Annotated in this window: 24 protein-coding genes; 12 read left to right on the top strand and 12 right to left on the bottom strand. The window is 63.3% G+C overall.

Annotation, left to right across the window (positions count from 1 at the left end):
• Positions 1-482: hypothetical protein (locus WH5701_RS06925; RefSeq protein ID WP_006171412.1), on the top strand; the 482-nt coding region annotated here is incomplete at its 5' end.
• On the opposite strand, the gene WH5701_RS06920 is transcribed toward WH5701_RS06925, so the two are convergent.
• Genes WH5701_RS06920 through WH5701_RS06880 form a run of 9 tightly spaced genes read right to left on the bottom strand, consistent with a single transcriptional unit; the run spans position 421 to position 8,312 of the window.
• The gene (locus WH5701_RS06920; protein WP_156776588.1) at positions 421-924 is read right to left on the bottom strand and encodes an ATP-binding protein; all 504 of its coding nucleotides are present in this window, start codon (positions 922-924) and stop codon (positions 421-423) included. The two genes, WH5701_RS06925 and WH5701_RS06920, sit on opposite strands and share 62 nt — an antisense overlap.
• Before the next feature lie 5 nt (positions 925-929).
• Positions 930-1,925: a sugar transferase gene (locus tag WH5701_RS06915; RefSeq protein WP_006171410.1), complete on the bottom strand. Its 996-nt coding sequence runs from the start codon at positions 1,923-1,925 to the stop codon at positions 930-932.
• A 6-nt stretch (positions 1,926-1,931) separates the two neighbouring features.
• A complete protein-coding gene (locus WH5701_RS06910; RefSeq protein ID WP_006171409.1) occupies positions 1,932-2,453 on the bottom strand; it encodes a glycosyltransferase in 522 nt (173 codons plus the stop codon).
• The gene (gene pssD, locus WH5701_RS06905; RefSeq protein ID WP_006171408.1) at positions 2,450-2,947 is read right to left on the bottom strand and encodes a PssD/Cps14F family polysaccharide biosynthesis glycosyltransferase; all 498 of its coding nucleotides are present in this window, start codon (positions 2,945-2,947) and stop codon (positions 2,450-2,452) included. The genes WH5701_RS06910 and pssD overlap by 4 nt, the downstream gene beginning before the upstream one ends.
• Positions 2,944-4,008, bottom strand: coding sequence for a glycosyltransferase family 2 protein (locus WH5701_RS06900; protein ID WP_006171407.1), 1,065 nt, complete (start codon positions 4,006-4,008; stop codon positions 2,944-2,946). The genes pssD and WH5701_RS06900 overlap by 4 nt, the downstream gene beginning before the upstream one ends.
• The gene (locus WH5701_RS06895) at positions 4,005-4,973 is read right to left on the bottom strand and encodes a glycosyltransferase family A protein (protein ID WP_006171406.1); all 969 of its coding nucleotides are present in this window, start codon (positions 4,971-4,973) and stop codon (positions 4,005-4,007) included. Before WH5701_RS06895 ends, WH5701_RS06900 begins: the two co-directional genes overlap by 4 nt.
• Positions 4,973-6,226, bottom strand: coding sequence for a lipopolysaccharide biosynthesis protein (locus tag WH5701_RS06890; protein WP_232201802.1), 1,254 nt, complete (start codon positions 6,224-6,226; stop codon positions 4,973-4,975). Before WH5701_RS06890 ends, WH5701_RS06895 begins: the two co-directional genes overlap by 1 nt.
• 35 nt (positions 6,227-6,261) lie before the next feature.
• Complete coding sequence (locus WH5701_RS06885; protein ID WP_037979740.1) at positions 6,262-7,248, bottom strand: glycosyltransferase family 4 protein; 987 nt, start codon at positions 7,246-7,248, stop codon at positions 6,262-6,264.
• Entirely contained in the window at positions 7,245-8,312 is a 1,068-nt protein-coding gene (locus tag WH5701_RS06880; protein WP_037979737.1) for a polysaccharide pyruvyl transferase family protein, read from the bottom strand. The genes WH5701_RS06885 and WH5701_RS06880 overlap by 4 nt, the downstream gene beginning before the upstream one ends.
• Positions 8,313-8,643: 331 nt before the next feature.
• On the opposite strand from WH5701_RS06880, the gene WH5701_RS06875 reads away from it, so the two are divergent.
• From WH5701_RS06875 to WH5701_RS06845, 7 genes are all read left to right on the top strand, one after another.
• Positions 8,644-9,732, top strand: coding sequence for a polysaccharide biosynthesis/export family protein (locus tag WH5701_RS06875; protein ID WP_006171402.1), 1,089 nt, complete (start codon positions 8,644-8,646; stop codon positions 9,730-9,732).
• Positions 9,732-11,147: a hypothetical protein gene (locus tag WH5701_RS06870; RefSeq protein ID WP_006171401.1), complete on the top strand. Its 1,416-nt coding sequence runs from the start codon at positions 9,732-9,734 to the stop codon at positions 11,145-11,147. The genes WH5701_RS06875 and WH5701_RS06870 overlap by 1 nt, the downstream gene beginning before the upstream one ends.
• Positions 11,144-12,499: a hypothetical protein gene (locus WH5701_RS06865; RefSeq protein WP_006171400.1), complete on the top strand. Its 1,356-nt coding sequence runs from the start codon at positions 11,144-11,146 to the stop codon at positions 12,497-12,499. The genes WH5701_RS06870 and WH5701_RS06865 overlap by 4 nt, the downstream gene beginning before the upstream one ends.
• 79 nt (positions 12,500-12,578) lie before the next feature.
• The gene (locus tag WH5701_RS06860; RefSeq protein ID WP_006171399.1) at positions 12,579-12,953 is read left to right on the top strand and encodes a PAS domain-containing protein; all 375 of its coding nucleotides are present in this window, start codon (positions 12,579-12,581) and stop codon (positions 12,951-12,953) included.
• Between the two features lie 4 nt (positions 12,954-12,957).
• Positions 12,958-14,646, top strand: coding sequence for an ATP-binding protein (locus tag WH5701_RS06855; protein ID WP_156776587.1), 1,689 nt, complete (start codon positions 12,958-12,960; stop codon positions 14,644-14,646).
• Positions 14,643-15,011: an Hpt domain-containing protein gene (locus WH5701_RS06850; RefSeq protein WP_006171397.1), complete on the top strand. Its 369-nt coding sequence runs from the start codon at positions 14,643-14,645 to the stop codon at positions 15,009-15,011. Before WH5701_RS06855 ends, WH5701_RS06850 begins: the two co-directional genes overlap by 4 nt.
• Complete coding sequence (locus WH5701_RS06845; protein WP_006171396.1) at positions 15,001-16,203, top strand: SpoIIE family protein phosphatase; 1,203 nt, start codon at positions 15,001-15,003, stop codon at positions 16,201-16,203. The genes WH5701_RS06850 and WH5701_RS06845 overlap by 11 nt, the downstream gene beginning before the upstream one ends.
• Here the strand turns inward: WH5701_RS06845 and WH5701_RS06840 are convergent.
• Positions 16,200-16,529 carry an STAS domain-containing protein gene (locus tag WH5701_RS06840; RefSeq protein ID WP_037979734.1) on the bottom strand — a complete coding sequence of 110 codons (330 nt, stop codon included), beginning with the start codon at positions 16,527-16,529 and terminating at the stop codon, positions 16,200-16,202. The genes WH5701_RS06845 and WH5701_RS06840 overlap by 4 nt on opposite strands.
• Before the next feature lie 241 nt (positions 16,530-16,770).
• Here WH5701_RS06840 and WH5701_RS15710 point away from each other — a divergent pair, with 241 nt between their 5' ends.
• Both WH5701_RS15710 and WH5701_RS06830 read left to right on the top strand, forming a co-directional pair.
• Positions 16,771-18,672 carry an ATP-binding protein gene (locus WH5701_RS15710; RefSeq protein WP_006171394.1) on the top strand — a complete coding sequence of 634 codons (1,902 nt, stop codon included), beginning with the start codon at positions 16,771-16,773 and terminating at the stop codon, positions 18,670-18,672.
• A 163-nt stretch (positions 18,673-18,835) separates the two neighbouring features.
• Complete coding sequence (locus WH5701_RS06830; protein ID WP_006171393.1) at positions 18,836-19,225, top strand: hypothetical protein; 390 nt, start codon at positions 18,836-18,838, stop codon at positions 19,223-19,225.
• A 19-nt stretch (positions 19,226-19,244) separates the two neighbouring features.
• On the opposite strand, the gene menB is transcribed toward WH5701_RS06830, so the two are convergent.
• Both menB and menD read right to left on the bottom strand, forming a co-directional pair.
• Positions 19,245-20,141, bottom strand: coding sequence for a 1,4-dihydroxy-2-naphthoyl-CoA synthase (gene menB, locus WH5701_RS06825; RefSeq protein ID WP_006171392.1), 897 nt, complete (start codon positions 20,139-20,141; stop codon positions 19,245-19,247).
• Positions 20,138-21,964, bottom strand: a complete 1,827-nt coding sequence (gene menD, locus WH5701_RS06820; protein WP_006171391.1) for a 2-succinyl-5-enolpyruvyl-6-hydroxy-3-cyclohexene-1-carboxylic-acid synthase — start codon at positions 21,962-21,964, stop codon at positions 20,138-20,140. Before menD ends, menB begins: the two co-directional genes overlap by 4 nt.
• A 32-nt stretch (positions 21,965-21,996) precedes the next feature.
• Between menD and lepB the strand changes: the two genes are divergently transcribed.
• Both lepB and WH5701_RS06810 read left to right on the top strand, forming a co-directional pair.
• Positions 21,997-22,602 carry a signal peptidase I gene (lepB, locus tag WH5701_RS06815; RefSeq protein ID WP_006171390.1) on the top strand — a complete coding sequence of 202 codons (606 nt, stop codon included), beginning with the start codon at positions 21,997-21,999 and terminating at the stop codon, positions 22,600-22,602.
• Positions 22,603-22,655: 53 nt separating this feature from the next.
• Positions 22,656-23,003, top strand: coding sequence for a DUF760 domain-containing protein (locus WH5701_RS06810; RefSeq protein ID WP_006171389.1), 348 nt, complete (start codon positions 22,656-22,658; stop codon positions 23,001-23,003).
• The last annotated feature ends 22 nt before the right edge of the window (positions 23,004-23,025 follow it).

Raw genomic sequence — 23,025 nt, 5'->3', positions numbered from 1 at the left:
TGAACCGGACCCAGGAGGCCCAGCAGCACCATCCGGCAGTGGCCCTCACTCTTCCCTCGGCCCAGGATGTGGTGCGCCCTGGACTGGTGTTCAGCGATCGCTACGGCCACAGGCCCCGATCGAGCTCCTGGTCCTTCTGGATGCTGCACAAGAGCAAGAAGGTCTGGTTCCGCGTCCCTGATGCGGCGCCAGGGAGTGATCTTCAGCCGATGCTCCTGTATCGCGGCCGGCGCATCCTGTTCGGGGGCGATCTGGCCAACTTGTCGCCCAGCCAGCGCCAGCAGCTCATGGGCGACAGCATTCTCTGGGGTGATGCCGTCGCCCATGGTTGGGGAGTGGGTCCTGACCACACCAATTACTACCTGTTCATCTGGACCCGCTGGTCGTGGCTGCATCCCGCCTTCAGGTCTCCGTCGCGCTTCAGCCTCCGCTACCGGCCCCCGACGGCGCCTGAGAGGGCAGCGGATCGATCCGATGGCTGATCGACAACCGGTAGCCCTGCTCTCTCCGTCGTTGGTAGGTGATCTGCCAGCCACGCTGCCGTTGCAGCTGCCGCAGCAGCACCAGGCCCCAGTGGGCCTCCCGCTCCAGTGGGTCGTAGTCGCTGCTCGCCTGTTCCCTGTCGAGCTGGCGCCAGGCCTCCTCCATGTCGTAGCCCGGGCCGTGGTCGTCGATCTGGATGCGGAGTTCAACGCTGGAGCGTGAGAGCTCAATGGCGATCGGTGGAGGCGGCGAGAGGTCGCGGTGGGCATGCCGGACCGCATTGGTGAAGCCCTCCATCAAGGCGGTCTGGCCCTCCACCCAGAGGGTGTCGTTGATCTGCGCCGAGCGCAGGCGCTCGAAACGTGCGAGAACCTCGCCGACGCCATCGAGCTGACTGGGAACCAGAAAGGACTCCCGATGGCTGGGGCTGGCGCTCGCCATGGCGATCACATCCCGCCAGCCTTACGACTGAAGACCACAAGGATCGTTCTCAGGATCAGCTTCAGATCATGGAGCAGGCTCCAGTTCTGCTGATAACGAAGATCCAGGGCAATCACATCCTCGAAACGGCGAATCGAAGAACGTCCGCTCACCTGCCATTCACCACTGAGCCCTGGCTTGACATCGAAACGCTGCCAGTTAGGCACGTCGTAGAGCCCCACTTCATCCGGAGTGGAGGGGCGGGTGCCGATCAGGCTCATGTCACCGATGAGCACATTCCAGAACTGAGGCAGCTCATCAAGGCTGGTCTTGCGCAGGATTCGGCCCACCCGGGTGATGCGCGGATCGTTCTCGTTCTTGAAGAAGGCCCCATCCGCCTGGTTGGCCACGCTGCTCTTGAGGGCCTCGGCCTGAGCCACCATCGAGCGGAACTTCCAGATGCGGAAGCGACGCCCCATCCAGCCGCAACGAACCTGAGAAAACAGGATCGGACCCGGACTGTCCCAGCGAATGGCAATCGCAATCGGCACGAACAGCGCGGCCGTGATCGACAGTCCGACCAGGGCGCCAGCGATGTCGATCAACCTCTTGGTGTGCGAGCGCACGGAGGGGTGGGTCTGCGGTGGTCGTCGATCCTCCCGGCGTCCGGGAGTGGCCACGACAGCGTCGGTGTGGTCGGTGATCGGCAGACGCGACTCCAGCCCCGTCATCGCAAGGGCCAGGCGAACCTGATGGTTCACGCTCCAGGCCTTGAGGGGGAGGGAGCGTGCCTGGGCCAGCTTGATGGCGCCCACCAGCGCACCGATGCCGCTGCTGTCGATCACCACGGTGTGGCCGAAGTCGAGCACGACAGCCTTCAACTCCGGCGCCGAGAGCCAGCTGGGGAGGTCATCGCGCAGTTGGACGGCTTCGGCCACGGTGAGCCGGGGTGGCAGCTGGATCAGCAAGGTGCCGTGGCGCTGGCAGAGGCCACAGGGATTGGGTTTGGTCGGAGGTTCCATGGATCTTCAGGCTCCGCTGTGGCGCTCATGGCGACCGTCGGCGGTGGTGAGCCGCCCGGCGAAACGCCGTTGCAGGCTGGCTGAGAGCACCTGGGCGGAGTGCTCGGAGAGATCGCTGATCGAAGCGTGTCTGGGCCGCTCCAGGAAACGCACCAGATCGCCGGGGCACCAGCCGATCGGCACGTCCATCTGGGCCAGGGCCATCGCCAGTTCCACCTGGTGATCATCGACATGTTCCTGAAAACGCTGGGATCGTGGCACCAGGATGTAAGGCTTGCTCAGCTGATCGAGCAACAGCACGGTTCCTTCACCGCAGTGAGCGATCACCAGCCGCGAGCGCTCGATCAGCTCACGGAACGCGTCCTCCTTGAGCATCCGATACACCGTGGCTCCACTGGGCAATGTTGTGCAGGTGCCGTACTGAACGACCACCTCTTCCCGGATCAAGTCCGCTTCGAGCAGGATCTCGATCCACTGCATCAGCCGGTTGAAGGGGTATTGCTCGGTGCCCACGGTGATGAAGATCATCGAATCACTCCATCCAGGCCTGAAACCGCCCGTTCCGCCGGCTCCAGCACCAGATCCGAAATCAGCTCAGCCCGGGGATAGCGGCTCTGCAGCTGAGGCCAATGCACGTAGAGCACATGCAGAAAGGGCCTGACCAGACGCGCCGAGAGGCTGAGGCTGTGGATCCTGGTGATCGATTCGATGAACACCACCTGGCTGCCGAACAGGCGGCCCAGCAGGAGAAAGGGAACGGCAACCCCGGCCCCTGTGGAGAGGATCAGGGTGGGACGTGTCCGGCGAAGGATCCCCAGTGCCAACCCCAGATTCCTCAGCAGGTTGGGCAGGTTGCGGTTGGTGGGGCTGAAGGCCCAGCGCACCGCTTCCCCCTGCAACTCCTGCTCCGTGGTGGCCGTGCGGAAGGTCACCCACAGCCGTGGATACTCTCCCCAGAAGGGTCTGAGTTGTTGCAGAGCCTTGAAATGACCCCCGGAGGAGCAGACCAGCAGGATGGTCATGGTTCTGCTCCGCCGGCGCCTGTTGCGCTATCTCCCGGACGAGCGTCCTGGCGCATCCTTCGCTCCTGGCTCGATCCCGTGAGTCTGATCATGCTGGATTCCATTCGGCGATACAGCCAATCAGGAAGCAGCCAGAGCAGATAGGCCGCCCCCAGGCTGATCAGCGTGCGGCGGGGTTCTTCCAGCAGGATTCTGACGTGGCTGGCGAGAGCCTGGTGCATCAGCTGCACCGCCAGTGCGGGTTGCCGTTGCCGGATTGCGCGCCTAGCGAGATAGCGCAGTTGGTAGGCCCTGGCCCTGGGGCCCCAGCGGGCGATGAAGCCCGGATGACTGATGGCGGTCTTGGTGAGGACTCGCTCCCAGGCGGCGTACTGCTGCTCGAGGTTGGCGGAGAGGCCACCGGCATTGACCCGGTAGAGGGTCAGCGCTTCCGGCAGACCCTCGAAACGCCAGTTGGTCTGCAGGGCGATCCGCAACCAGCACTCAATGTCCTCCGACTGGCGGAAGGAATCATCGAAGTAAAAATCTTCGGGTTCGCCATAGAGATTGGCCTGGAAACGAATGGCCTCCAGCACCTCCCGGCGGATCACCACCGCCGAGCCATTGCCGATTGGATTGCGGCAGAAGATCAGCTCAGGCGTTATCGCGCTCAACTGGGGCATCTGATAGATCCCGAGTGGCGACCCGTCTTCATTGATGAAGCCGGAACGAGAAAAGCTCACCCCCACCTCCTGCCGATGCCGGAAGTGATCCACATGCCGCTGGATCTTCTCGGGCAGCCACAGGTCGTCGCTGTCAAGGAAGGCGCAAAACACTCCGCTGGCCTGGCGGATTCCCGTGTTGCGAGCCCCGGCGAGTCCCCTGTTGCGCTGCTGCAGGATCCTCAGCCTTGGATCGATGAACTCCCGGCAGATGGCGGGCCCGGCGTCGGTGGAGCCATCGTCGACCACCAGGATCTCCAGATGGGGATAGGTCTGGGCGATCACCGATTCGAGCGTGGCGCCCACGGTGGCCGCGCTGTTGTAGAGCGGAATGATCACCGAGACGAGCGGATCGGTCATGGCTGGCCCCTCCGGACGCCGAGGGCAGCCAGCGCTCGGCTGATCCAGGCCCTGAGCAGGACAGCCCCCCAGGTCAGCCAGGTGCGCCGGGGTTGCTTCCAGAGCAGGGCGGGATCGGAGCGCAGGGCCCGTGCCATGTAGTCGGATCCCTGGGCGGCCGCTGAGCGCAGACGAAGACTACGGCGAGCCAGGTAGCGCAACTGAAGCGCACGGGCCTGATTCAGATGCTTCTCCACCAGATCCGGGGCATAGCGGCGCGCCTGCTCCACCATCTGCTCCCAGCCGGACTCCATTCGCGCGAGTTGGGCCGAGAGTCCACCCACACTGGTGCGGTAGCCGGTGAGTACTTCGGGCACTCCTGCGATCTCCCAGGCCGTGCAGCAGCGCACCCGCAGCAGCCATTCCAGGTCTTCGCTGTAACTCATCGATTCCAGGAAGCCCCCCACCTCCTCCAGCACGAGGCGCCGCACCACCCAGTTGGAGGTGGTGGTGGTGGGATTCTCCGAGAGAAAGTCCTCGGCGCGAAGATCGCGAAGTTTTGAGCTCGACACCTGGCCGGTGGGCACACCTTCGGGGCTGAGCACCTCCACGCGGGCGAAGCTCACCCCCAGGCGAGGTTCGGCCCGGAACTGTTCCAGGTGTCGCTCCAGCTTGGTGGGATGCCAGAGGTCATCGGCGTCGAGGAAGGCCACGATCGGGCCCCGGCTGCGGGCCACCCCAAGATTGCGGGCGGCCGAAACCCCCCTGTTCGGGGCGCAGATCAACCCCAGCCGCCCGTCGCCGGCCTGCAGCCGGCGCACGCAGTCGGCGGTGCCGTCGCTGGAGCCGTCATCGACCACCAGCAGCTGCCAGTCGCTCCAGGTCTGGGCCTGCACAGAGGCAATCGTCGCCGGCAATGAACTCTCGGCGTCGAAGGCTGGAATCACCACCGACACCATGGGCTCCCCTTGAGCTTGGCTCAGCATCAGGCCAGCTCCCGGCCGGGGGAATGCAGCAACCGCCTGGCCCAGACCAGATACAGGGGCTGAAGGACCAGGTGGGTGACCATCACTGCCACGGCCACCCCGAGAATCCCCCAGCCGGTTCCCACCAGAATCGCCAGGGCCAGCAGGACGGTGAAGATCAGGTTCCAGCGCAGATCCACCTGGGGGAGGCCCACGGCACGGAAGAGCATCGAGGCGGCGTTGGCGAAGGGCCTGGAGAGGGCCGAGAGACAGATCAGGATCAGCACCGGTACTGCCCCCCGCTCCACCCATTGGGCACCAAACACGATCGGCACGTAGAGCGGCGCCAGGCTGGACTGGAGTGCCACCAAGGGACCGATCACCAGGGCGGTGGTGCGCAGGTTGCGGTTGAAACGCCTCTGCAGTTCTCCTGGGTCGGAGCGCACGTCACAGAGGTCGGAGTACATCGAAACCCCCATCGCATTCACGGCACTCAGGCTCAGGCCCAGGCCCGCATTGAAGGCGAAGTAGTAGACACCCAGCGGGGCCAGGCCCAGGAAGCGACCGATCAGCAGATAGTCGATATTCTCGCGCAGCGTGTTGAGCAACTCGACGCCGAGAATGCGACTGCCGAAGCCCAGAATCCGCTGCCAGTGGCGGATCGTGAAGGCCTGCACCGGCCGCCAGGCCTGGTACCTGTACATCATCAGCACCCAGATCGGTGCCACCAGCAGCTTGGGCAGAACGATGGCCCACATGCCGAGCCCCATCAGGGCCAGCCCACCGGTGAGCAGGTTGTCGGTCACCACCTGGGCGAGGTTGGTGAGGCTGAACACATTCAGACGGTTCTCGCGGCGAATCAGGGCCGTCTGAACCATGGCCAGGGGATAGATCAGATAGGTGCAACCGATCGCCATGATCGGCATGATCAGTTTGGGGTTGCCGAAGAAGCGGGCCACGGCGAAGGAGCCGATGGTCTGGATCAGGAACAGGCCCCCGCCCAGCAACCAGTTCAGCCAGTAGGCCGTGACGCAGAGCTCCTCCACGTCGGTGGCATCGGCCTGAACGAGCTTGTCGCCGATGCCGTTGCGGGTGAACACCCGGATGAATTCATGGGTGGTGAGCACGATGGCGGCCAGCCCGTAATCCTCCGGAGTGAGCAGGCGGGCCAGGATGATCGTGGCCAGCAGGCGCGATACCCGAATCCCAAGCTCCGAGAGCCCCATCCAACCCACGTTGCGCACGAAGCGGTCGCCGGCCAGCCGTGCGCGCAAGCCTTGAAAGCGGGTCCGGAGCGTGGCCTGCCAGCTCATCGGAACTCCCCAAGCAGCGTTTCCCAGGCGCACACGAAGTTGTCCCAGGCGGAGACGGCGGTTGAGCGGCCATGCCGTGCCCAGGTCAGGCGTTGCTCGTCGCTGGCCGCCGCCATCACGTCGATGGCGGCGGCCCAGGCCGAAGGTTCGTCGCTCTCGACCGCGAGGCCACAACCTTGGGCCTGCTCCTGGAGGCCATCCACCGCCCGCACCAGGATGGGACGCGCCGCCGCTCTCGCTTCCAGGCAGACATTGCCCCACGGTTCCCAGCGGGAGGGAATCGCCACAGCATCGGCCTGGCTCAGAAAGCCGGGCACATCGTCGACGCGGCCCACCAACTGGATGGCTGGATCGCCGCCGGCCCGCTGCTCGAGACTGGAGCGCAGCGGTCCCTCTCCCCCCAGCCGCAGTTGCACGCTGCCGGCCGGCAGCTGGCGCACGGCCTCGATCAACAGATCAAATCCCTTCTGTTCATTCAGGCGTCCGAAGGCCACCAGCCGCAGTGGCCTGGGGGCCGGGCCGGGCAGCGGCACCGCGAGGAAGGGGGCCACATCACGGCTGGAGCGGATCAAGCGCAGACGACTGTCGCCCACCAGCTGGGCCTCTCGCATCCATTGCCGTTGTCCCTCGGAAACGGCCACGACCCGGTCCATGGCGCCGTAGGTGAGGCGAAGCATGCTGCGGAATCGCCGCTTCGAGGGGACCTGGTGCTGCTCGAAACCCTGGCTGTAATGGTGCTCGATCAGGACGCGCCGGGGCCCAGCCAGGGCGGCCAGATCCGTCAGGCCGCGCCAGGAGCTGGCGCGATGCAGCACGATCAGGTGCGGGCGCCAGTCCCGGATTCGGCGTCGGGCGTCCTCACGGCCCACACACTCGAACGTGACCCACTCCCCCAAGCGGGATCGGGAGAGACTCTCGAGGGTGGAGGCGATGCCGCCGCTCCAGCCCATGCCCTGGCCAGCGAGGATGTGAAGGACTCTCACCAGCGACCGTCCAGGACAGGATCCAGGATCTGCCGCAGGTCGTGACGCACCTGGCGGCGGATCTCTCCATCGTTGAAGCGGCGCTGTCCGGACTCAAGAATCGTCTCCAGCTGGGTAGAGGGCTCAAAGCTCTCGAGACCACAGCCAACCACTCCCAGTCGCTCGCTGAGGTCGCGCCCCTTGTTGGAGTAATGCAGGTTGAAGGGCACCCGTCCGGCGGCCAGGGCGAGCACGGCTGTGTGATAGCGAACGGCCACAGTCAGGCTCGCCAGCTTGAGGGCACCCATCACCAGTTGCCAGCCAGCCAGACCCGAACCTTCCTGAAAGGGATTGAAGCTGGCCAGCTGGGGGACCCGCTCGGTCAGGGCTTGGGCCACGGCCAGGTCGTTGTCGGCCCCATAGGCCTTGGACTGGATCAGAACCACGGGCTGGAGGCCCCGTCCCAGCAGGAGCTGGCTGAGTTCCACCAGTTGGTCCTGAAAGGTTGCAGGGTTGTGGACATACATCCTGTCGAAGCCCCGCACCGAAAGCAGGGCTGCCCGTGACGGCTCGATCCCGGCATCACGGAACAGGCGGCTGGCCTCGGCTTCGGCGCGGGGATGAAGGGTCAGGGCAAAGGCTGCGTCGTAGGAGAGGATCGCTTTCACGCCGGCCTGGCGCAGGCGCCGGTGACTTTCGGCATCGCGGACGCACACGCCCGCCAGACGCTTCAGGCACAACACCAGGGCCTGGAAGCTCAGCCCATGGCATGACCTTGGGATGGATTGGCCGAACAGAACCGTGTGGCTCGGATCATGACGGAGCTGCTTGAGATTTTGCAGAAAAGTGCGCGTGATCAGCCACTCTCTGCCGTTGTTGAAGATGTCGCCACCGACACTGATCAGGGCATCACAGGAGCCGAGTTCGGCCGGAAAGCTGACACCAGGGACCGGCAGTGGTTCAATGTCCTGAACTTGGGCCACCACCTCTGCGGGCTCCACCATGCTGGCCAGGGCGCTGTAGATGGCTGCATCGCCGATGTTCAGGGTTGAGTAGGTGTTGATCAACCCAATGCGGTTAGCCATGATTAGAGCAAGATCAGGTAACCGTTGATTGCTTTCAGCAATCCAGCAACATGGTGTTGGCGCTGCTCATGGGCTGCTGCACGGTGGGAGTTTGAAGGACCCACCGGCATGGCAGAGTTTTGTTGTTGCCACAAAATCTAGCATCGTGCCAAGTCTTGGATGTCTCCATGTGGACGTCTCCATCGCTCCAGTTCCTTCGCCGTGGTGGAAACGCGCCTTGCGGGACAGGGCATGGACAGCGATGGACTTGTGATCATGCTTAACATGGTCAAAGCCGTTGGGTCATGACGGTGCAGGACCTGCATCATCCGAAGTGACAGATCACCTGCCGATGCTCCACAAGGATTGGTTTCAGCTGCGTCTTTGGCCTCGCTGTTCTGCTGCGGCTGCGGCGATTGTCGCTCTCCTGGCTGCCGGCATGGGCATGTGTCTGGCAGGTCCCGGCCGGGCGCTGCCCCTGTCTCCAGGGGATCGGCTCAAGTTGAGCATTCCGGATGGAGAGGAGTTCAGCGGACTTTACGAGGTGAATCAGGACGGGAATCTGGAGATTCCCTACCTGCCTCCCCTGAGTGCTGCTGGACTGGAGCCCAGCGCACTCCAGCATTCGATCACCCAGGCCCTGCTCTCGGGTGGCTACTTCCAGCCCTCGTTCCTGCGCGTCAGTGTGAACGTCATCCAGTGGGCCCCTGCCCAGGTGTTCGTGCGTGGGGCCACATTCCTGCCTGGCCGTGTCCTGATCAACGAATTGTCCGATGCTGAGCTCACCCAACCTCCGGTTCAAATCAGCGGCAACAATCCCACCAATCGCTACCTTTCTGTCGCCCTGCGCCAGGCCGGTGGTCTCAAGCCAACGGCTGACATCACGGCCATCCAGCTGATCCGGGCTGGGAAGCAGCGAACCCTAAACCTCAGCGGCATCTTCAATGGGGAACCCTTTGATGATGTCCCCCTGATCGCCGGTGATCAGGTGATCGTTCCTGATACCGGAGTTGTCAATAACCTGATTGTCAGGCCTTCACAGGTGACCCCAGTCGGTGTGAAGATCTTCCTCTCAAACCTTACGGTTCCGGCGACTGGAAACTCGATCTCGGGGATCAGTCGGGATGCCACGTCGTTTTCCTATGGATCACGGTTTTCCCAGGCTGTCGTCGCCGCCAATTGCGTCGGTGGCACCAGAGGCACGAATGCGGGTCGTCGAGCGATTCTGGTCACAACCAACGAGCTCACCGGCAAAACTTCAGTGCTGGAGCGAGGCATTCATGAACTGATGCAGGCCTCCACCAATGATGCTAACAACCCTTATCTGATGGCCAACGACTCGGTAGCGTGCTTTGACTCTACCGTGACATCCATCCGCGATGTCATGAGGACGTTGTCGGATGTGATCCTGCCAGGAACACTGATTCGCACGTTCTTCTGATGCAGGCAGCAACGCGGAAGATTGCTTCAAAGCTGCGGGCCCATCCGCTGCATGGCTACCTGAAGCGTCGCTGGAACCGCTACGCCACCCTGGGCCTCGTCGCCAATGGCTTCATCTGGATCACGTCGCTGGTGTACCTGGCTTTGGCCCGCCCGGTCTACACGACGACATGGGCCCTGCTTCTGCCTGGTGGCAGCAGTGGTGTGAGCGTCAATCTGCCAGAAATTGGCCAGGCGTCTTCCTCCAGTGGAACGGGAATGGGTAGCTCCACTTTTGATCAGCGGGCCAACTATGAATACATTTTCAGCAGCGATACGGTGCTGCGTCGGGCCGCCAAGCTGGCGGGTCTATCTCCCGATCAGTTCAAGAAGCCGAGAATCAAGCTGTTGGATAACACCACCTTGATGCAGTTCGAGGTGGGTGCCCCTTCTCCGGCTCTGGCGAAGGCAAAATCCTTTGCGCTTTATGAGGCGATCTCCGAGCGACTCAATGAGCTTCGACGCCGGGAGATCAGCCAACGCGAGGGTCCCACCCAGAAGATTCTGAGTGAGGCCCAGCTCAAGCTGGAACTCGCCCAGACCAAACTCTCCCAGTACAAGTCGCGGTCTGGGCTCACTTCAGACGATCTTGTTGGCAACCTCTCCAGCAACATCGAGGATCTCCGTAAGCAGCGGGCTGAGGCCACTGCCCAGCAGCGCCTGTTCGCTGCTCGTCTGCAACAGCTGAGGCGCGATCTCGGACTTAGTTCGTCTCAGGCGGCGGATGCCTTTCTGCTTCAGAACGATGGGGTCTTTCAGCAGAACTTGAGGGAGTACAGCGAGGCCAGCGCCTCCCTCAAGGTGTTGTCGGGGCGCTTCGGAGTCAACCATCCCCGGGTGGTCAAGGAACGCAAGAGACAGGAGTCGGCGATGGCTGCGCTCCTTCGTCGAAGCCGTTCGCTTCTGTCGCGGTCACTGTCCTCGGCTGAGCTGGCCCGCCTGGCCCTGGCCAGCTCAGGGGCCTCGGGCCGCGACACCCTGCTGCAGGGTCTGGTGACGGTGCAAGCCGACCTTCAGGGTGTTCAGGGCCGAATCCTGGGCCTGGATCGGGCCATTGCAAGCCTGGAAGCCCGTCTGGGCCGACTCTCCCAGCGCCAGTCGAACCTGGACACCCTCAAGCGTGATGTGCAGATCGCCGAGGCTGTCTTCGCCTCCACGCTCACCAAGCTGGATCTGGGTCAGGGCGAGCTGTTCTCGGCCTATCCCCTTGTCCAGATGGTCGTGGATCCGGAGTTGCCCCAGAAATCTTCCTCTCCCAAGGTGGGATTTGTGCTGGCGGGGGCTGTTCTCGGCTCCGTCTTCTCGAGCCTTGGTCTCTGGCTGTTGTGGGTGCGCAAGCCCTGGGTCAAGAAGCTGTCCAAGTTCATCTCCCCATGAAGGCTCCCTCCCTGGGCTTGGATGGCGCAGCGAGGGCTCCCAAAGCTCAGGATCGGATCACGCCCACCAATCTTCCTGAGCGCCTGGTCTGGTGGTCCATCACATGGATCTATCCCATCTGGGTCGTTGGTGGGCTCTATGTGGTGGGCTCTGTCCTCGGTTGGCTGTTGCTGTTTTGCCTGCTGATCAAGGTGTTGGCCCAGGATGAATCCACGCCTGACTCGGAGCGCTTGCGTGTGTCCTGGGTGCTCTGGTGCTGGGTCGGCGGAATGCTGCTGATGGAGGTGGCGCTGCTTGCCGGGCATCTCGACTTCAATCTAGGCATCGCCATGATCATCAAATCATCGATCGGCTGGGCCAAGGGATGGGCAGCTCTGGCCCTTTATCCCCTGGCTGGCTGCCTGAGGATCCGCGCCCCTTTGATTTATCGGGCGATCTGCATTGTTGGCTTGCACACCTTGCTGATTACCCCTATTCTCCTGCTCACGCCATATCTGCATCTTCCCCAGGTTCTCTATGTCTCACCACTGAGGTTGATTGGTGGTCCGGGCAATGAGTTCTTCGATGTACCCCTTTACGAAATCGACGGCAGCACCGGTGATCTGCGCTGGCGATTGTTCACCCCATGGGGACCAGCACTGGGTATGGTCGGCAACGTGTTCTTCATGCTTTCGCTTCAGGAGAAGAATCCACGCTGGAAAAGCGCGGGCTTGATGGGATCGGTCGTGATGTGTCTGGTCTGCAAGTCGAGGCTGGCCCAGTTGAGCCTTGTTCTCGTTCCCTTGATCACGGCTATTCTCGGCCGGCTGGCACGGCCGGCCATGCTGTTGATCCTCGGCTTCGTCAGTTATCTGGCGGGCCTGCTCTCTCCCTGGATTCTGCTCAGTCTGGAGCAGTTCTGGGATTCATTCAAATCAGCCCGGGCGGGGTCCACGCGGGTTCGCATGGCACTGAAGCGTATCGCCGTCTATCGTTGGAAGGTAGAGGCTCCCCTCTGGGGACATGGAATTGTGGAGAAGGGCCCACACCTGGTCGAGGGGATGCCGATCGGCTCCCATCACACCTGGGCTGGGTTGCTCTTTGTCAAGGGTGCCGCTGGTTTTGCGGCCTTGGCTTTGCCCATGCTGGCCAGCTTCGTTGATCTTCTGATCAGAGCGTTGGATTCGCGTCGACAGCTGGCCCGAGTTGGCCTGAGCATTGTCATCATTCTGTTTCTTTACACGTTTGGCGAGAATCTTGAGATTCTTGTCTATTTGTACTGGCCCGGTCTGGTGGTCATGGGGCTTGCGCTTCAGGAATCTGTGCCCGAGGATCAGCCACCTCCACCCTCAGGCACTCTGCTGATAGCCTGAGCCTCTGATGGTGGCTGATCCATCATTCCTGCTCCTCCCTGAAGCATTCTTAGTATCATCTCCCGATTGACATCAGACCATGGCTGACCTGGATAGCGAAAAAGTCACGATCGATCAATTGCGCGGCACCGCTCTCCCCTTCCTGCGCGCCGACCAGGAGGGCATCGTTGTGGAGATCAATGAGGCTTTTCAACAAGTCTACGGATGGCTTCCTGATGACATCCTCGGCCGCTCCCTTGGCTTGATTCTGCCCACTTTTTTCAAGGATGCTCACCACCTTGGATTCTCCCGTTTCAGGATTACCGAGGGTGTTGGCTCTGAAGTTCTCAATCACCCGCTCAAGCTGAAGACCGTCTGCAAGGATCTTCGCGAGGTTGAGTCTGAGCACTTCATCGTCGCTGAGCGTGAGGGCTCCACCTGGAGCTTTGCTGCCACCCTCACACCGCTGGAGTGAGGCATTGAGTTCAGAGGATCTTCAGGAGCAGCTTCGCAGAACATTGGGGCGTCTGGAGGCAGCTCTGAGCTCGGTCGAAGACGCGCTGGTACTGACCGATTTCAACGGACGTGTCGAATGGACCAACCGGGCCTTCAATCTCTTCGTTGGTCAGTCCAGGTTGCTAAGTCTGGGGCGTCTTCTCGATGACCTGTTGCCCCCTCACTTTATCGACGGAATCCAGGAGACACCGCGGGATCTGCTTGATGGGGCCCGCCTTGGGCCTGGCAGCTTGCTCTGGGACCTCACTCCCACGCCGCCGCGCAGGGTTGTCGAGGTCAAGTGGTCACCGGTCAATCTCAAACCCGATCCTTCTCTGGTCTTTGTGTTCCGTGACCTCACTGAGATCACCCGCGCCCAGGATCAGATCACCAAGGCCCGGGACACTCTCGAGCAGGATGTGGCGGCCCGGACTCTCGAACTTCAACTGGCCCGCGATGAAGCATTGGCAGCAACGGGTGCCATGGGGCAATTTCTGTCCACTATCAGTCATGAGATCCGAACTCCCCTCAATGCCGTGATCGGCATGTCCGACCTCCTGCTGGATACAAGCCTGGACGGCCAGCAACAGGAGCTTGTTCACACCATTAACAGCAGTGCCGAGCTGTTGCTTCGTCTCATCAATGACATCCTTGATCTTTCCAAGATCGAAGCCAGAAAGATGAAGATCAGCTCGGAGACTTTCTCTCTGCGATCACTGGTTCTGGATTGCTGCCGGATGATGGATGCGGCTGTGCGTGCGAAGCGCCTTGAGTTACGTTGCTCCTTTAGTGATGATCCACCCGATGCTCTGATTGGCGACGGTCTTCGCATTCGTCAGATTGTTCTCAATCTACTCAATAATGCAATTAAGTTTACCAGTCATGGTTCAGTTGATGTCAAGATTGGTTGGCGACCACTCACCTCATCTGCCATCGAGTTGGACCTTGTCGTAGCTGATACAGGCACCGGAATCTCCGAAGACTTTCTTTCTAAAATCTTCCAGGACTTCACCCAGGAGCACAATCAAGCCCATGCCAGCCATCACCATGGCACGGGCCTGGGGCTGGCCATCTGCGATCGGCTCTGCCGCTTGATGGGGGGAAGCATCGAGGCTGTGAGCCAGCTTGGCCAGGGCAGTCGATTCCATGTCCGCTTACCGCTGAAACGCAGTGAGCCCGAGGCTCTGTCTGCTTCGGGATTGGATCAGCCCCTTGAGCTTGACCTCAGCTCGGTCCGCCTGCTCGCTGTGGAAGACAACCGCATCAATCAGCGGGTTCTTGAACTTCTCCTGGCCAAGCTGAGTCTCCAGGCCGAATTCGCCGACTGCGGTGAGGATGCCGTGGAACGTCTTGGCCAGGGGGGATTCAATCTGGTGTTGATGGATCTGCAGATGCCCGGCATCGATGGGCTCGAGGCCACCCGCCAGCTGCGCGCCTTGCCGATCCCACAGCCTTATGTGGTGGCGCTGACGGCGTTCGCGTTCGAAGATCAGCAACAGGAGTGCCTTGCCGCAGGCATGCAGGATTTCCTGACCAAACCTGTGAGAGTTCCGGCCTTGCAGGGTTGTCTTCAGCGCTTTCTGCACTGGCAATCCCTTCATCAGGGTCGTTCTGCCTTGTCTGCAGGCACTCCACCATCAGCGGTCCTGGCACCCTTCGATTCGCCCCAATGACGGCACACTCGGTTCTCGATCAACGGATCTGGGAGGACTTGCGTGCTCTGGGTGGGTCCGAGGCTGATGCACTCATCCTTGAGCTGATCACCATGTATCTGGAGGATGCACCGCTCCAGCTGGAGGCCATTCGTGAGGCCGCCCGCCAGTCTGACCGGCGGGCTTTGGCCTTTCATGCCCATGCCCTTCGCTCCCCCAGCGCCAGCCTGGGGGCGCTGGGGCTCGCGGAGGCCTGCGCTTGCCTGGAAGCGGGGGCCTCCTCCGCCTCGGCGGTGTTTTCCCTGGAGTCCCCTCTGGTTCAGGCGGTTCTGGGCGAAGCCGAGCGGGTCGTTCAGGAGTTGACGTCAAGGTCTCGTGAACTCTGATCCCACCTCCACCATCAGCTCGGCAACCACGATCCTGCTGATCGACGATGACCGGATTCTGCAGCACATTCTCAGCGGCCTTCTCAAGGCGCAGGGATGCCAGGTGCTGACGGCCACTGATGGTTCAACCGGGCTGGAGCTGGCCCGTCGCCATAGGCCCCAGCTCGTGCTCTGCGACTGGAGCATGGCCGGCATGGATGGCCTGGAGGTCTGCCGACGGTTCAAGCAGGACACGCATCTGGCGCCGATCTATTTCATCCTGCTCACCTCACGCTCATCGCTCGTAGAGCGTGTCGAAGGCCTTGATGCAGGCGCCGATGACTTCCTCTCCAAGCCGGTGGAACCTTCCGACTTGTTGGCTCGGGTGCGCTCTGGCCTGCGCTTGTATCAGGCCAATCATGAGTTGCTGGTGTTGAGCCAGGACCTTGCCGCTCAGAAGCAAAAGCTGGAGGACGAGCTCTCCAGCGCCGCTGATTACGTCCGCTCAATCCTCCCTTCCTCCCTGGAGGGTGCCGTTGGCATCGAAAGTCTGTTCATGCCCTGCCAGCAGCTGGGCGGTGACTGCCTTGACTATTACTGGTTGGATGAGAATCAGTTGATTCTTTATTTGCTGGATGTGTCTGGCCATGGTCTGGCGGCTGCCCTGCCATCGATCTCTGTGCATAATCTTCTGCGCTCCCGCGTGCTCACCCAAGCCGATCTTGGTGATCCGGCTGCTGTGCTCGGCTACCTCAACACCTGGTTCCAGATGGACCGGCAGAACAACCAATACTTCACGCTCTGGTATGGGGTTTATGACAAGAGAAGCGCCGTGTTGCACTATGCCAGTGCCGGTCATCCGCCAGCCCTTCTGTTCACCCCGGATGCGCAGCAGGGTTATATACTTCAGGAGTTGAAAGCACCGGGCCTGCCCATTGGCCTGTTCGAGGGCATCAATTATTCGACCCACTCCTGCTCAATCGAACCTGGCGCACTTCTTTATCTCTACAGTGATGGGATCTACGAAGTCCCCACGTCTGAAGCGGCTATGTGGGAACTCGAGGATTTCCGTCGGCTGCTGCGAGAGCAGATCGGCAGAGGAAGCACGGACCTGCAGCAGTTGGTTGAGGCCATTCGTGCCTGCACTGGTTGCACCTCTTTCCCAGACGACGCCTCGGTGATAGCCGCACGGTTTTCTGCCGGCAGCACTTAGAGGCACGACTGATCAAAACTGGCTCGATCGGCATAAACTTCGAAGATCTGATCGGTCCCGGTGATCTCAAGCACCAACTTCAGCTGAGGGCAGAGTGAACACAAGGCCAAGCGCTGACCGGCCTCCCGCACTTTCTTGAGGCAGGCCACCAGAGCACTGAAGCCATTGCTGTCCATGAAGCTGATCGCTTGGGCATCAATCAGGATCATGTCCTTGCCAGCAGCGAGGGCGTTGCTCAGGTCCTGGCGCAGCTGTTTGCCGGTGTCGCTATCCAGCACTCCTACCGGCTGGATCACATGCAGGAGAGATGACGCTGGGGTATCCATGCTGGCTGACCATGCTGGCTGGTGGTGTGTTGATTATCCCCATTCTCGGTGAGGCCCGACCGTTCTGGTCTTGCTCCGCTGGGCTCAGGGCAGTTCCTGGACGGGCCAGTCGATCAACCTCTCCCGACTAGGCTGAACCCAGGATGATGGGCCTCCAGCTCCAGGCGATTTGTTCTTACGTTGGCTCCATCGCGAAGGCGAGCTCCCGACGAGCTCCCGGAGCGTTCGGCTGGAGGCTTTTTTGGCTGGAGCCACGGTGTTTCTGGCCTCGGCGACGGCTCTGGTGTTCACCGAACGCATGGCCTCACGGGCGCTCCTGCAGCAGGCACGAATCGATCTGATTGGTTTTGCAGGCATTTCGGCCGCCAGCATCGATGCTCGCCTGCATGGTCGAATCATTGACGCCCACAGGATCGGGACTCCGGAGTACCGGGTTGCCTCTGAGCCCCTGCTGGCACTTCGCGCGGCCGTGCCCGAGGCTTATTACGCCTACACCCTGGTGGCCTCAGCCAAGGGCCAGGCCCCGCGTTTTGGGCTCGATAGCTCCTACTACATCAAGAATGCCGGCGACGACACCCCCGTCGCCCAGCCCGGTCAGCCCTATCCCGATGCGTCCCCGGCTGTCCTGCGGGCCCTGAGCACGGGGTTGGCCGACGCCAGCCGTGACACCTATACCGATTCCTGGGGCACCTTTCTCAGTGCCTACGCACCCTTTCGCACGGCCGATGGTCGTGTCGCAGGGCTGGTGGGAGTTGATCTCTCCCTGGAGGCCCTCAACGCCAGGCTTCAGCCCCTGCGCCTGGCCCTTGCGCTCGGGTTCCTGGCCAGTTCGGTGCTCTCGGTGTTGGTGGGCCTTCGGCGCTTCCGGGCCGTGCGGGTACGGGTCGAGGCCCTTGCCCTGCAGGAGCGCGGCAGGATCCTGGCTGAGCAGGCCAACCGGGCCAAGAGCGTCTTTCTGGCCAGCGTGAGCCATGAGATCCGAACTCCGCTCCACGGCATCCTCGGCATGAGTGCCATGGCCCTGGACGGTGATCTATCGAAGGATCAGCGGGAATTCCTCGAGACGATCCAGTGCTCAGGAGAAAACCTGCTCCGCTTGCTCAACGACATCCTGGAGTTCACGACCATTGAGGCTGGGCGTCTCAGGGTGCAGCCGCGGCCTTTTCAGCTGTGTTCGCTGCTGGTTCGGGCGATCGAGGCCCACGCAGCTGATGCCCGTGGCAAGGGGCTCGAGCTGACGTTTCAACTTCCGCAGGCTTCGGCTCGTCCGGACCGGTTGTCGAACGACCTCTGGATCGTCTCTGATCCGGAGCGGTTGCTGCAGATCCTCTCCCACCTGCTCGGCAACGCCGTCAAATTCAGTGAACACGGCCGGGTGCAGCTCGTGGTTGCCTTGGTGCCTGTCACTGCACCCGAGTTCGTTCGACTGGAGTTCACCGTTTCAGACACCGGCATCGGCATGGAGCCGGAGGTTGTTCAGCGGCTGTTCCAACCCTTTTCCCAGGCTGATGGCTCCTCCACCCGGCTCCATGGCGGCACAGGTCTGGGTCTGGTGATCGCCCAGCGGCTTGTTGCTGCTCTGGGGGGCAACTTGGCTGTGGAAAGCCATCTCGGGCGTGGCACTCGTTTCAGCTTCGCGCTCGAGGTTCCCATCGCGCCGTCAGCAGCGCCACTGACGAATGAGGAGGCCGACCCCGAGTCTGCAGGCGACGGCATCGCCGACGCCTCCCTGACCAAGGAGTTCCGGCCTCCCCTGCGCATCCTTGTGGCCGAAGACAGTGCCGTCAACCGCCGGGTGTGCGCGCTGATGTTCGCCAAGCTGGGCCACAGCGTCAGCTTTGCCGTCGACGGTGAGGAAGCGGTGTCCCTTCACGCTTCCCTCGATCCGGACCTGATCGTGATGGATGTGCAGATGCCCCGCCTTGATGGCCTGGGTGCCACTCGCCGGATCCGCCGCAACAGCGCTGATCAGCAACGCCCATGGATCGTGGCGCTCACGGCTGGAGCCACGGTGGCTGATCGCGCTGAGGCCCTCGAAGCGGGCATGAACGACTTTCTGACCAAGCCGCTGCAGCTGACGCAGCTCAGCGAGGCGCTCGATCGGGCCAGGCGGGCCTTAAGCGCAACCAGGGTGAAGTGCTGAACCCTCGGCGGTTCGATCGAAGTGGCGGCCAGGCCAGTGGGGTCGGCGTGAAGGAGGCCTTCAGGCAACGGATCGCCGTGGGTTGCACTGGTCCATCTGGCGAACAGCGTCCCTGGCGTGGCTCCAGGGGCCACTGTGTCAGTGCCTTCCGCTGTTCAATCCCATGGCTGCCGCTCCCTATCTGATCGCCCTGGCCCTGCTGGAGCAGGGGGGGCAACGGGCGATGCCACTGCAGGGGAAATCGTTGCTTGAGCCCGTGCCGGCCGATGGTGATCCGGGTGATGTCGGCCGGCAGCAGGCGCTCGAGCTACTGGTGAGGGTGTGGCAGCGCAGTGAGGAGGGTGCGCTGCGCCGGGCGGCTGGCGAGCACAGCCTGCTGCTGCTGGAGTTGCCGATCGAGGCTCTGCAGGAGACCTTGCCCGCTCTCAAGGCCCAGTGGATCGCCACTGGCGACAGCACCCTCTTTCTGAAACGGCTGAAGGAGCTGTCGGGCGGTCTCTGGATCCTGGGCCTGGAGCGCCGTGAGCCGCTCTGCTTCCGGCGGCTTCAGTAGGTGCGCCAGCCCAGTGGCGTCAGGGCAACCAGGGGGAATCACTGAAGTCGGGATCACGCTTCTCCAGGAAGGCGTTGCGCCCCTCCTGACCCTCGGCCGTTCGGTAGAAGAGGTGGGTGGCCTGCCCCGCCAGCTCCTGAATGCCGGCCAGGCCATCGGTTTCGGCGTTGAAGGAGGCCTTGAGGCAACGGATCGCCGTGGGGCTGTGCTGCATCACCTCCCGGGCCCAGCGCACCCCCTCGGCTTCCAGCTCGTGGAGCGGCACCACCGCGTTCACCAGGCCCATGGTCAGGGCTTCCTCGGCGTTGTAACGGCGGCAGAGAAACCAGATCTCCCGGGCCTTGCGCTGGCCCACCAGGCGCGCCAGATAGCCGGCGCCGAAGCCGCCGTCGAAGCTGCCCACCCGCGGGCCCGTCTGGCCGAAGACGGCATTTTCAGCAGCCAGGCTGAGGTCACAGAGCAGGTGCAGCACCTGGCCGCCGCCGATGGCGTAGCCCGCCACCAGGGCGATCACCACCTTGGGTAGGGAGCGGATCTGGCGTTGCAGATCGAGCACGTTCAGGCGCGGCAGGCCGCTTTCATCGAGGTAGCCGCCATCGCCGCGCACGCTCTGGTCGCCGCCGGCGCAGAAGGCGTAGCCCCCGTCGGCCGCGGGGCCCACGCCGGTGAACAGCACCACCCCCACCCGCGGGTCATCGCGCACCCGGCTGAAGGCGTCGTGGAGCTCCACCACCGTGCGCGGGCGGAAGGCGTTGCGTTTGGACGGACGGTTGATGGCGATCCGGGCGATCCCCTCCCCACAGAGATCGAAGCGGATGTCCTCGTAGCTGGCGGCTGAGCGCCAGCAAACCAGGCTCTCCCCTGGCAGCACCGGGCCGGGGCTTGGGATGTCAGCCGGCGTGTGATCGACGCTCATCGCGGCGGGAGCTGGGAGGGAGCCATTCTGAGCCGCTGGCGCGGACGGTCCTGGCGCAGGCGCTGGCGCAACAGGGCATCGGCCCGGCGGTCGGTTTTGACCTCCAGCAGGGCCACCGGCCGCTCCAGGGCCCAGTCCAGGGCCTCCTCCAGCTCGGCCAATGCCGCCACCCGCCGCCAGGGCACGCCATGGCTAGCGGCCAGGGCGGTGTGATCCAGGGGCTGGCCCATGGCGAAGAGGCGCTCGAAATCCAGGCCCGCCGCCGCGCGGATCGGCAGTTGCTCGAAGATGCCGCCTCCTCCGTTCTCGATCAGCACCACGGTGAGCCGGCCCCGCATCTGGTGGTGCCAGAGCCAGCCGTTGGCGTCGTGGAGCAGGGCCAGATCGCCGCAGAGCAGCACCAGCCCACCGAGGCTCTCCGCCAGCCCGGCCGCCAGCGACAGCGTCCCGTCGATGCCTGAGGCCCCCCGGAAGCCATACATGGGCCTGGCGGGGCCGTTGGGATCGGCAAAGCTCTCCCAGTCGCGCACGGGGCTGCTGCTGGCCAGCATCACCGCAAGGCCCGGCGGCAGGAGCTGGCTCAGGGCCCTCGCCAGGCTGGGTTCATCGGGCCGGCGGCTGGCTCCCTGGCGCGTCAGCTGGGTGTTCACCCAGCCCTGGGTGCCACTCTCGGCAGCCTGCCAGCACGCCAGGAATTCTTGGTTGGCCTTGCCGCTGGGGGTCCCCCGCCAGAACGAGGCCGGCTGGGCCGCACACCAGGCCGAGAGTCCGTCGCTGCAGCTGGCCTGGACCGTGCCCAGGGGATCGAGCGGGCGTGGATCCCCTTCGCTGATCAGCACCTGCCGGCCGCCGCAGCCCGCCAGCCAGCTCTGCAGCCGCCGGCTGGCGGGCAGGGGACCCAGCCTCAGCATCTGGGGGGGAGCCAGAGCGGGGTCGGGGTCCTCGAGGAACAGGTCGTAGCTGGCCACCAACTCCAGTCCGGCCTGGCCCCGCAGGTTGGAGAGTCCATCCGCCAGCAGGGGCCAGCCACTGCGCTGCTGCCAGCGCCCCAGCGCCGCCACAAAGGCGGGCCATTGCCCGGGCCTGCCCCGCCAGGGACCCGCCACGATCACCCCGGGACGATCAGGATCAAGCCCGAGCAGATCAGCGCCTGTCGTTGTTTCGCTGGTGCCGGAACCATGGCTGAGCTCTTCCGTGGGACCAGCCATGGCGACAAGCTCATGGGCGAGGCCCTGCAGCGCCTCCACCCCGGCATGGAGTGGTTCCTCGAAGGGCAGATTCAGGTGCACCGGCCCCATCGGAGCGGCCAGGGCCATCCGATGGGCCCGCCGGGCCAGGGCCTGAAGGGCAGCGCGAGCCATCTCGGCCAGGCCCCGGCTGTCTCCCTGCGCGAACCAGCGGCAGCAGGGGGCGAGGAACTCCTCCTGGTTCACGGTCTGGTTGGCGCCGCAGTTCTTCAGACGCTGCGGACGGTCGGCGCTCAGCAGCAGCAGCGGAATGGCACCGCTGCTTGCCTCGACCACCGCCGGCAGCAGGTTGGCCACGGCGGTGCCTGAAGTGGTGATCACCACGGTTGGTTTGCCCTCCGCCCTCGCCAGGCCCAGAGCGAAGAACCCCGCCGAGCGCTCATCAATGGCTGTGTGCAGCTTCAGTCCCCGCTGCAGCAGCAATCCTGCCGCCGCCGCCAGAGGCCCCGAACGGCTGCCTGGACAGAGCACCACTCGCTCCACCCCCTGGGCCATCAGCTCCAGCAGCAGGTCCGTCGCCGCCCTGAGATTGGCCTCAGCCCGATCCCCCTGCCGTTGGGGCAACTCCTGGCTCACTGGGTCTGCCACCGCTTCAGGATGGAGCGATCATGCCCAATCCCCTTCCGTCCCCCTCGGCCACAACCCCATCCGCTGCCAGCCGCCGCCTGGGGGTGGCCCGCCAGCTGATTCCCCTGCTGCTCTGGGTGGGGGTGGCCCTGCTGCTGCGCTGGCAGGTGATGGAACCCCGCTGGATTCCTTCGGGCTCCATGCTCCCCACGCTTCAGCTGGAGGACCGGATCCTGGTGGAGAAGCTCAGGCCCCGGCTGCTTCCGGTCCTGCCGCGCGGAGCCATCGTGGTCTTCCGTCCGCCCGATCCCCTGCTTGCCGCTGGCTATGACCCCCGGGCCGCCCTGATCAAACGGGTGGTGGGAGTGCCTGGCGATGTGATCGAAGTGGCCGACGGTGAACTGCGTCGCAACGGCGCTGCGGTAAGCGAGCCCTGGCGGCGCGAGCCGATCAACTACGAGCTCCCACCCCTCACCGTGCCGGCGGGGCACCTGCTGGTGATGGGGGATAACCGCAATGCCAGCCTCGACTCCCACCTCTGGGGGGCCCTGCCGGCTGATCATGTGATCGGCACCGCCGTGTTCCGCTACTGGCCCCTACGGCATCTCGGCCCGATACGGTTCTCACCCACTGCCGGGACAGGGTGATCTGAAACCTTGCGTTAGGGTTCCTAACCAGATTCGGATCACGCCGGAGGGGCATGTTCAACCCGGAGTTCCTGACCACCGACAGCGAAGCGATCAGCGGGAATTCCCTGATTCAGTACCTGCAGGACCAGTCACCTGATGTGCTTCAGCGGGTCGCCCGCTCGGCCAGTGGTGATATCCAGGACATCATTCGCCACAACGTCCAGGGATTGCTGGGGATGATTCCCGGAGAGCAGTTCGAAGTGAAGATTCAGACCAGTCGCGACAACCTGGCTGGTCTGCTCGCCTCCGCGATGATGACCGGCTATTTCCTGCGCCAGATGGAGCAGAGGATGGAGCTGGAGACCACCCTCTTCGGCGAGGGCGGTCTGGATGCCGATCCAGGCGAACTCAAACTCTGAGCCGCGCTGTCCGCACCCATCT

This window comes from Synechococcus sp. WH 5701 (assembly GCF_000153045.1).
Classification (GTDB): domain Bacteria; phylum Cyanobacteriota; class Cyanobacteriia; order PCC-6307; family Cyanobiaceae; genus Regnicoccus_A; species Regnicoccus_A antarcticus.
Note: the sequence above shows the minus strand (reverse complement) of the source record. Positions and strands in the feature narration are given on the sequence as shown.

Excerpts from the sequence above, each read along its gene's own strand:
- WH5701_RS06920 (WP_156776588.1), bottom strand. The coding sequence starts at position 924 with ATGGCGAGCGCCAGCCCCAGCCATCGGGAGTCCTTTCTGGTTCCCAGT.
- WH5701_RS06915 (WP_006171410.1), bottom strand. The coding sequence starts at position 1,925 with ATGGAACCTCCGACCAAACCCAATCCCTGTGGCCTCTGCCAGCGCCAC.
- WH5701_RS06910 (WP_006171409.1), bottom strand. The coding sequence starts at position 2,453 with ATGATCTTCATCACCGTGGGCACCGAGCAATACCCCTTCAACCGGCTG.
- pssD (WP_006171408.1), bottom strand. The coding sequence starts at position 2,947 with ATGACCATCCTGCTGGTCTGCTCCTCCGGGGGTCATTTCAAGGCTCTG.
- WH5701_RS06900 (WP_006171407.1), bottom strand. The coding sequence starts at position 4,008 with ATGACCGATCCGCTCGTCTCGGTGATCATTCCGCTCTACAACAGCGCG.
- WH5701_RS06895 (WP_006171406.1), bottom strand. The coding sequence starts at position 4,973 with ATGCTGAGCCAAGCTCAAGGGGAGCCCATGGTGTCGGTGGTGATTCCA.
- WH5701_RS06880 (WP_037979737.1), bottom strand. The coding sequence starts at position 8,312 with ATGGCTAACCGCATTGGGTTGATCAACACCTACTCAACCCTGAACATC.
- WH5701_RS06875 (WP_006171402.1), top strand. The coding sequence starts at position 8,644 with ATGCTCCACAAGGATTGGTTTCAGCTGCGTCTTTGGCCTCGCTGTTCT.
- WH5701_RS06870 (WP_006171401.1), top strand. The coding sequence starts at position 9,732 with ATGCAGGCAGCAACGCGGAAGATTGCTTCAAAGCTGCGGGCCCATCCG.
- WH5701_RS06865 (WP_006171400.1), top strand. The coding sequence starts at position 11,144 with ATGAAGGCTCCCTCCCTGGGCTTGGATGGCGCAGCGAGGGCTCCCAAA.
- WH5701_RS06860 (WP_006171399.1), top strand. The coding sequence starts at position 12,579 with ATGGCTGACCTGGATAGCGAAAAAGTCACGATCGATCAATTGCGCGGC.
- WH5701_RS06850 (WP_006171397.1), top strand. The coding sequence starts at position 14,643 with ATGACGGCACACTCGGTTCTCGATCAACGGATCTGGGAGGACTTGCGT.
- WH5701_RS06840 (WP_037979734.1), bottom strand. The coding sequence starts at position 16,529 with ATGGATACCCCAGCGTCATCTCTCCTGCATGTGATCCAGCCGGTAGGA.
- WH5701_RS06830 (WP_006171393.1), top strand. The coding sequence starts at position 18,836 with ATGGCTGCCGCTCCCTATCTGATCGCCCTGGCCCTGCTGGAGCAGGGG.
- menB (WP_006171392.1), bottom strand. The coding sequence starts at position 20,141 with ATGAGCGTCGATCACACGCCGGCTGACATCCCAAGCCCCGGCCCGGTG.
- lepB (WP_006171390.1), top strand. The coding sequence starts at position 21,997 with ATGCCCAATCCCCTTCCGTCCCCCTCGGCCACAACCCCATCCGCTGCC.
- WH5701_RS06810 (WP_006171389.1), top strand. The coding sequence starts at position 22,656 with ATGTTCAACCCGGAGTTCCTGACCACCGACAGCGAAGCGATCAGCGGG.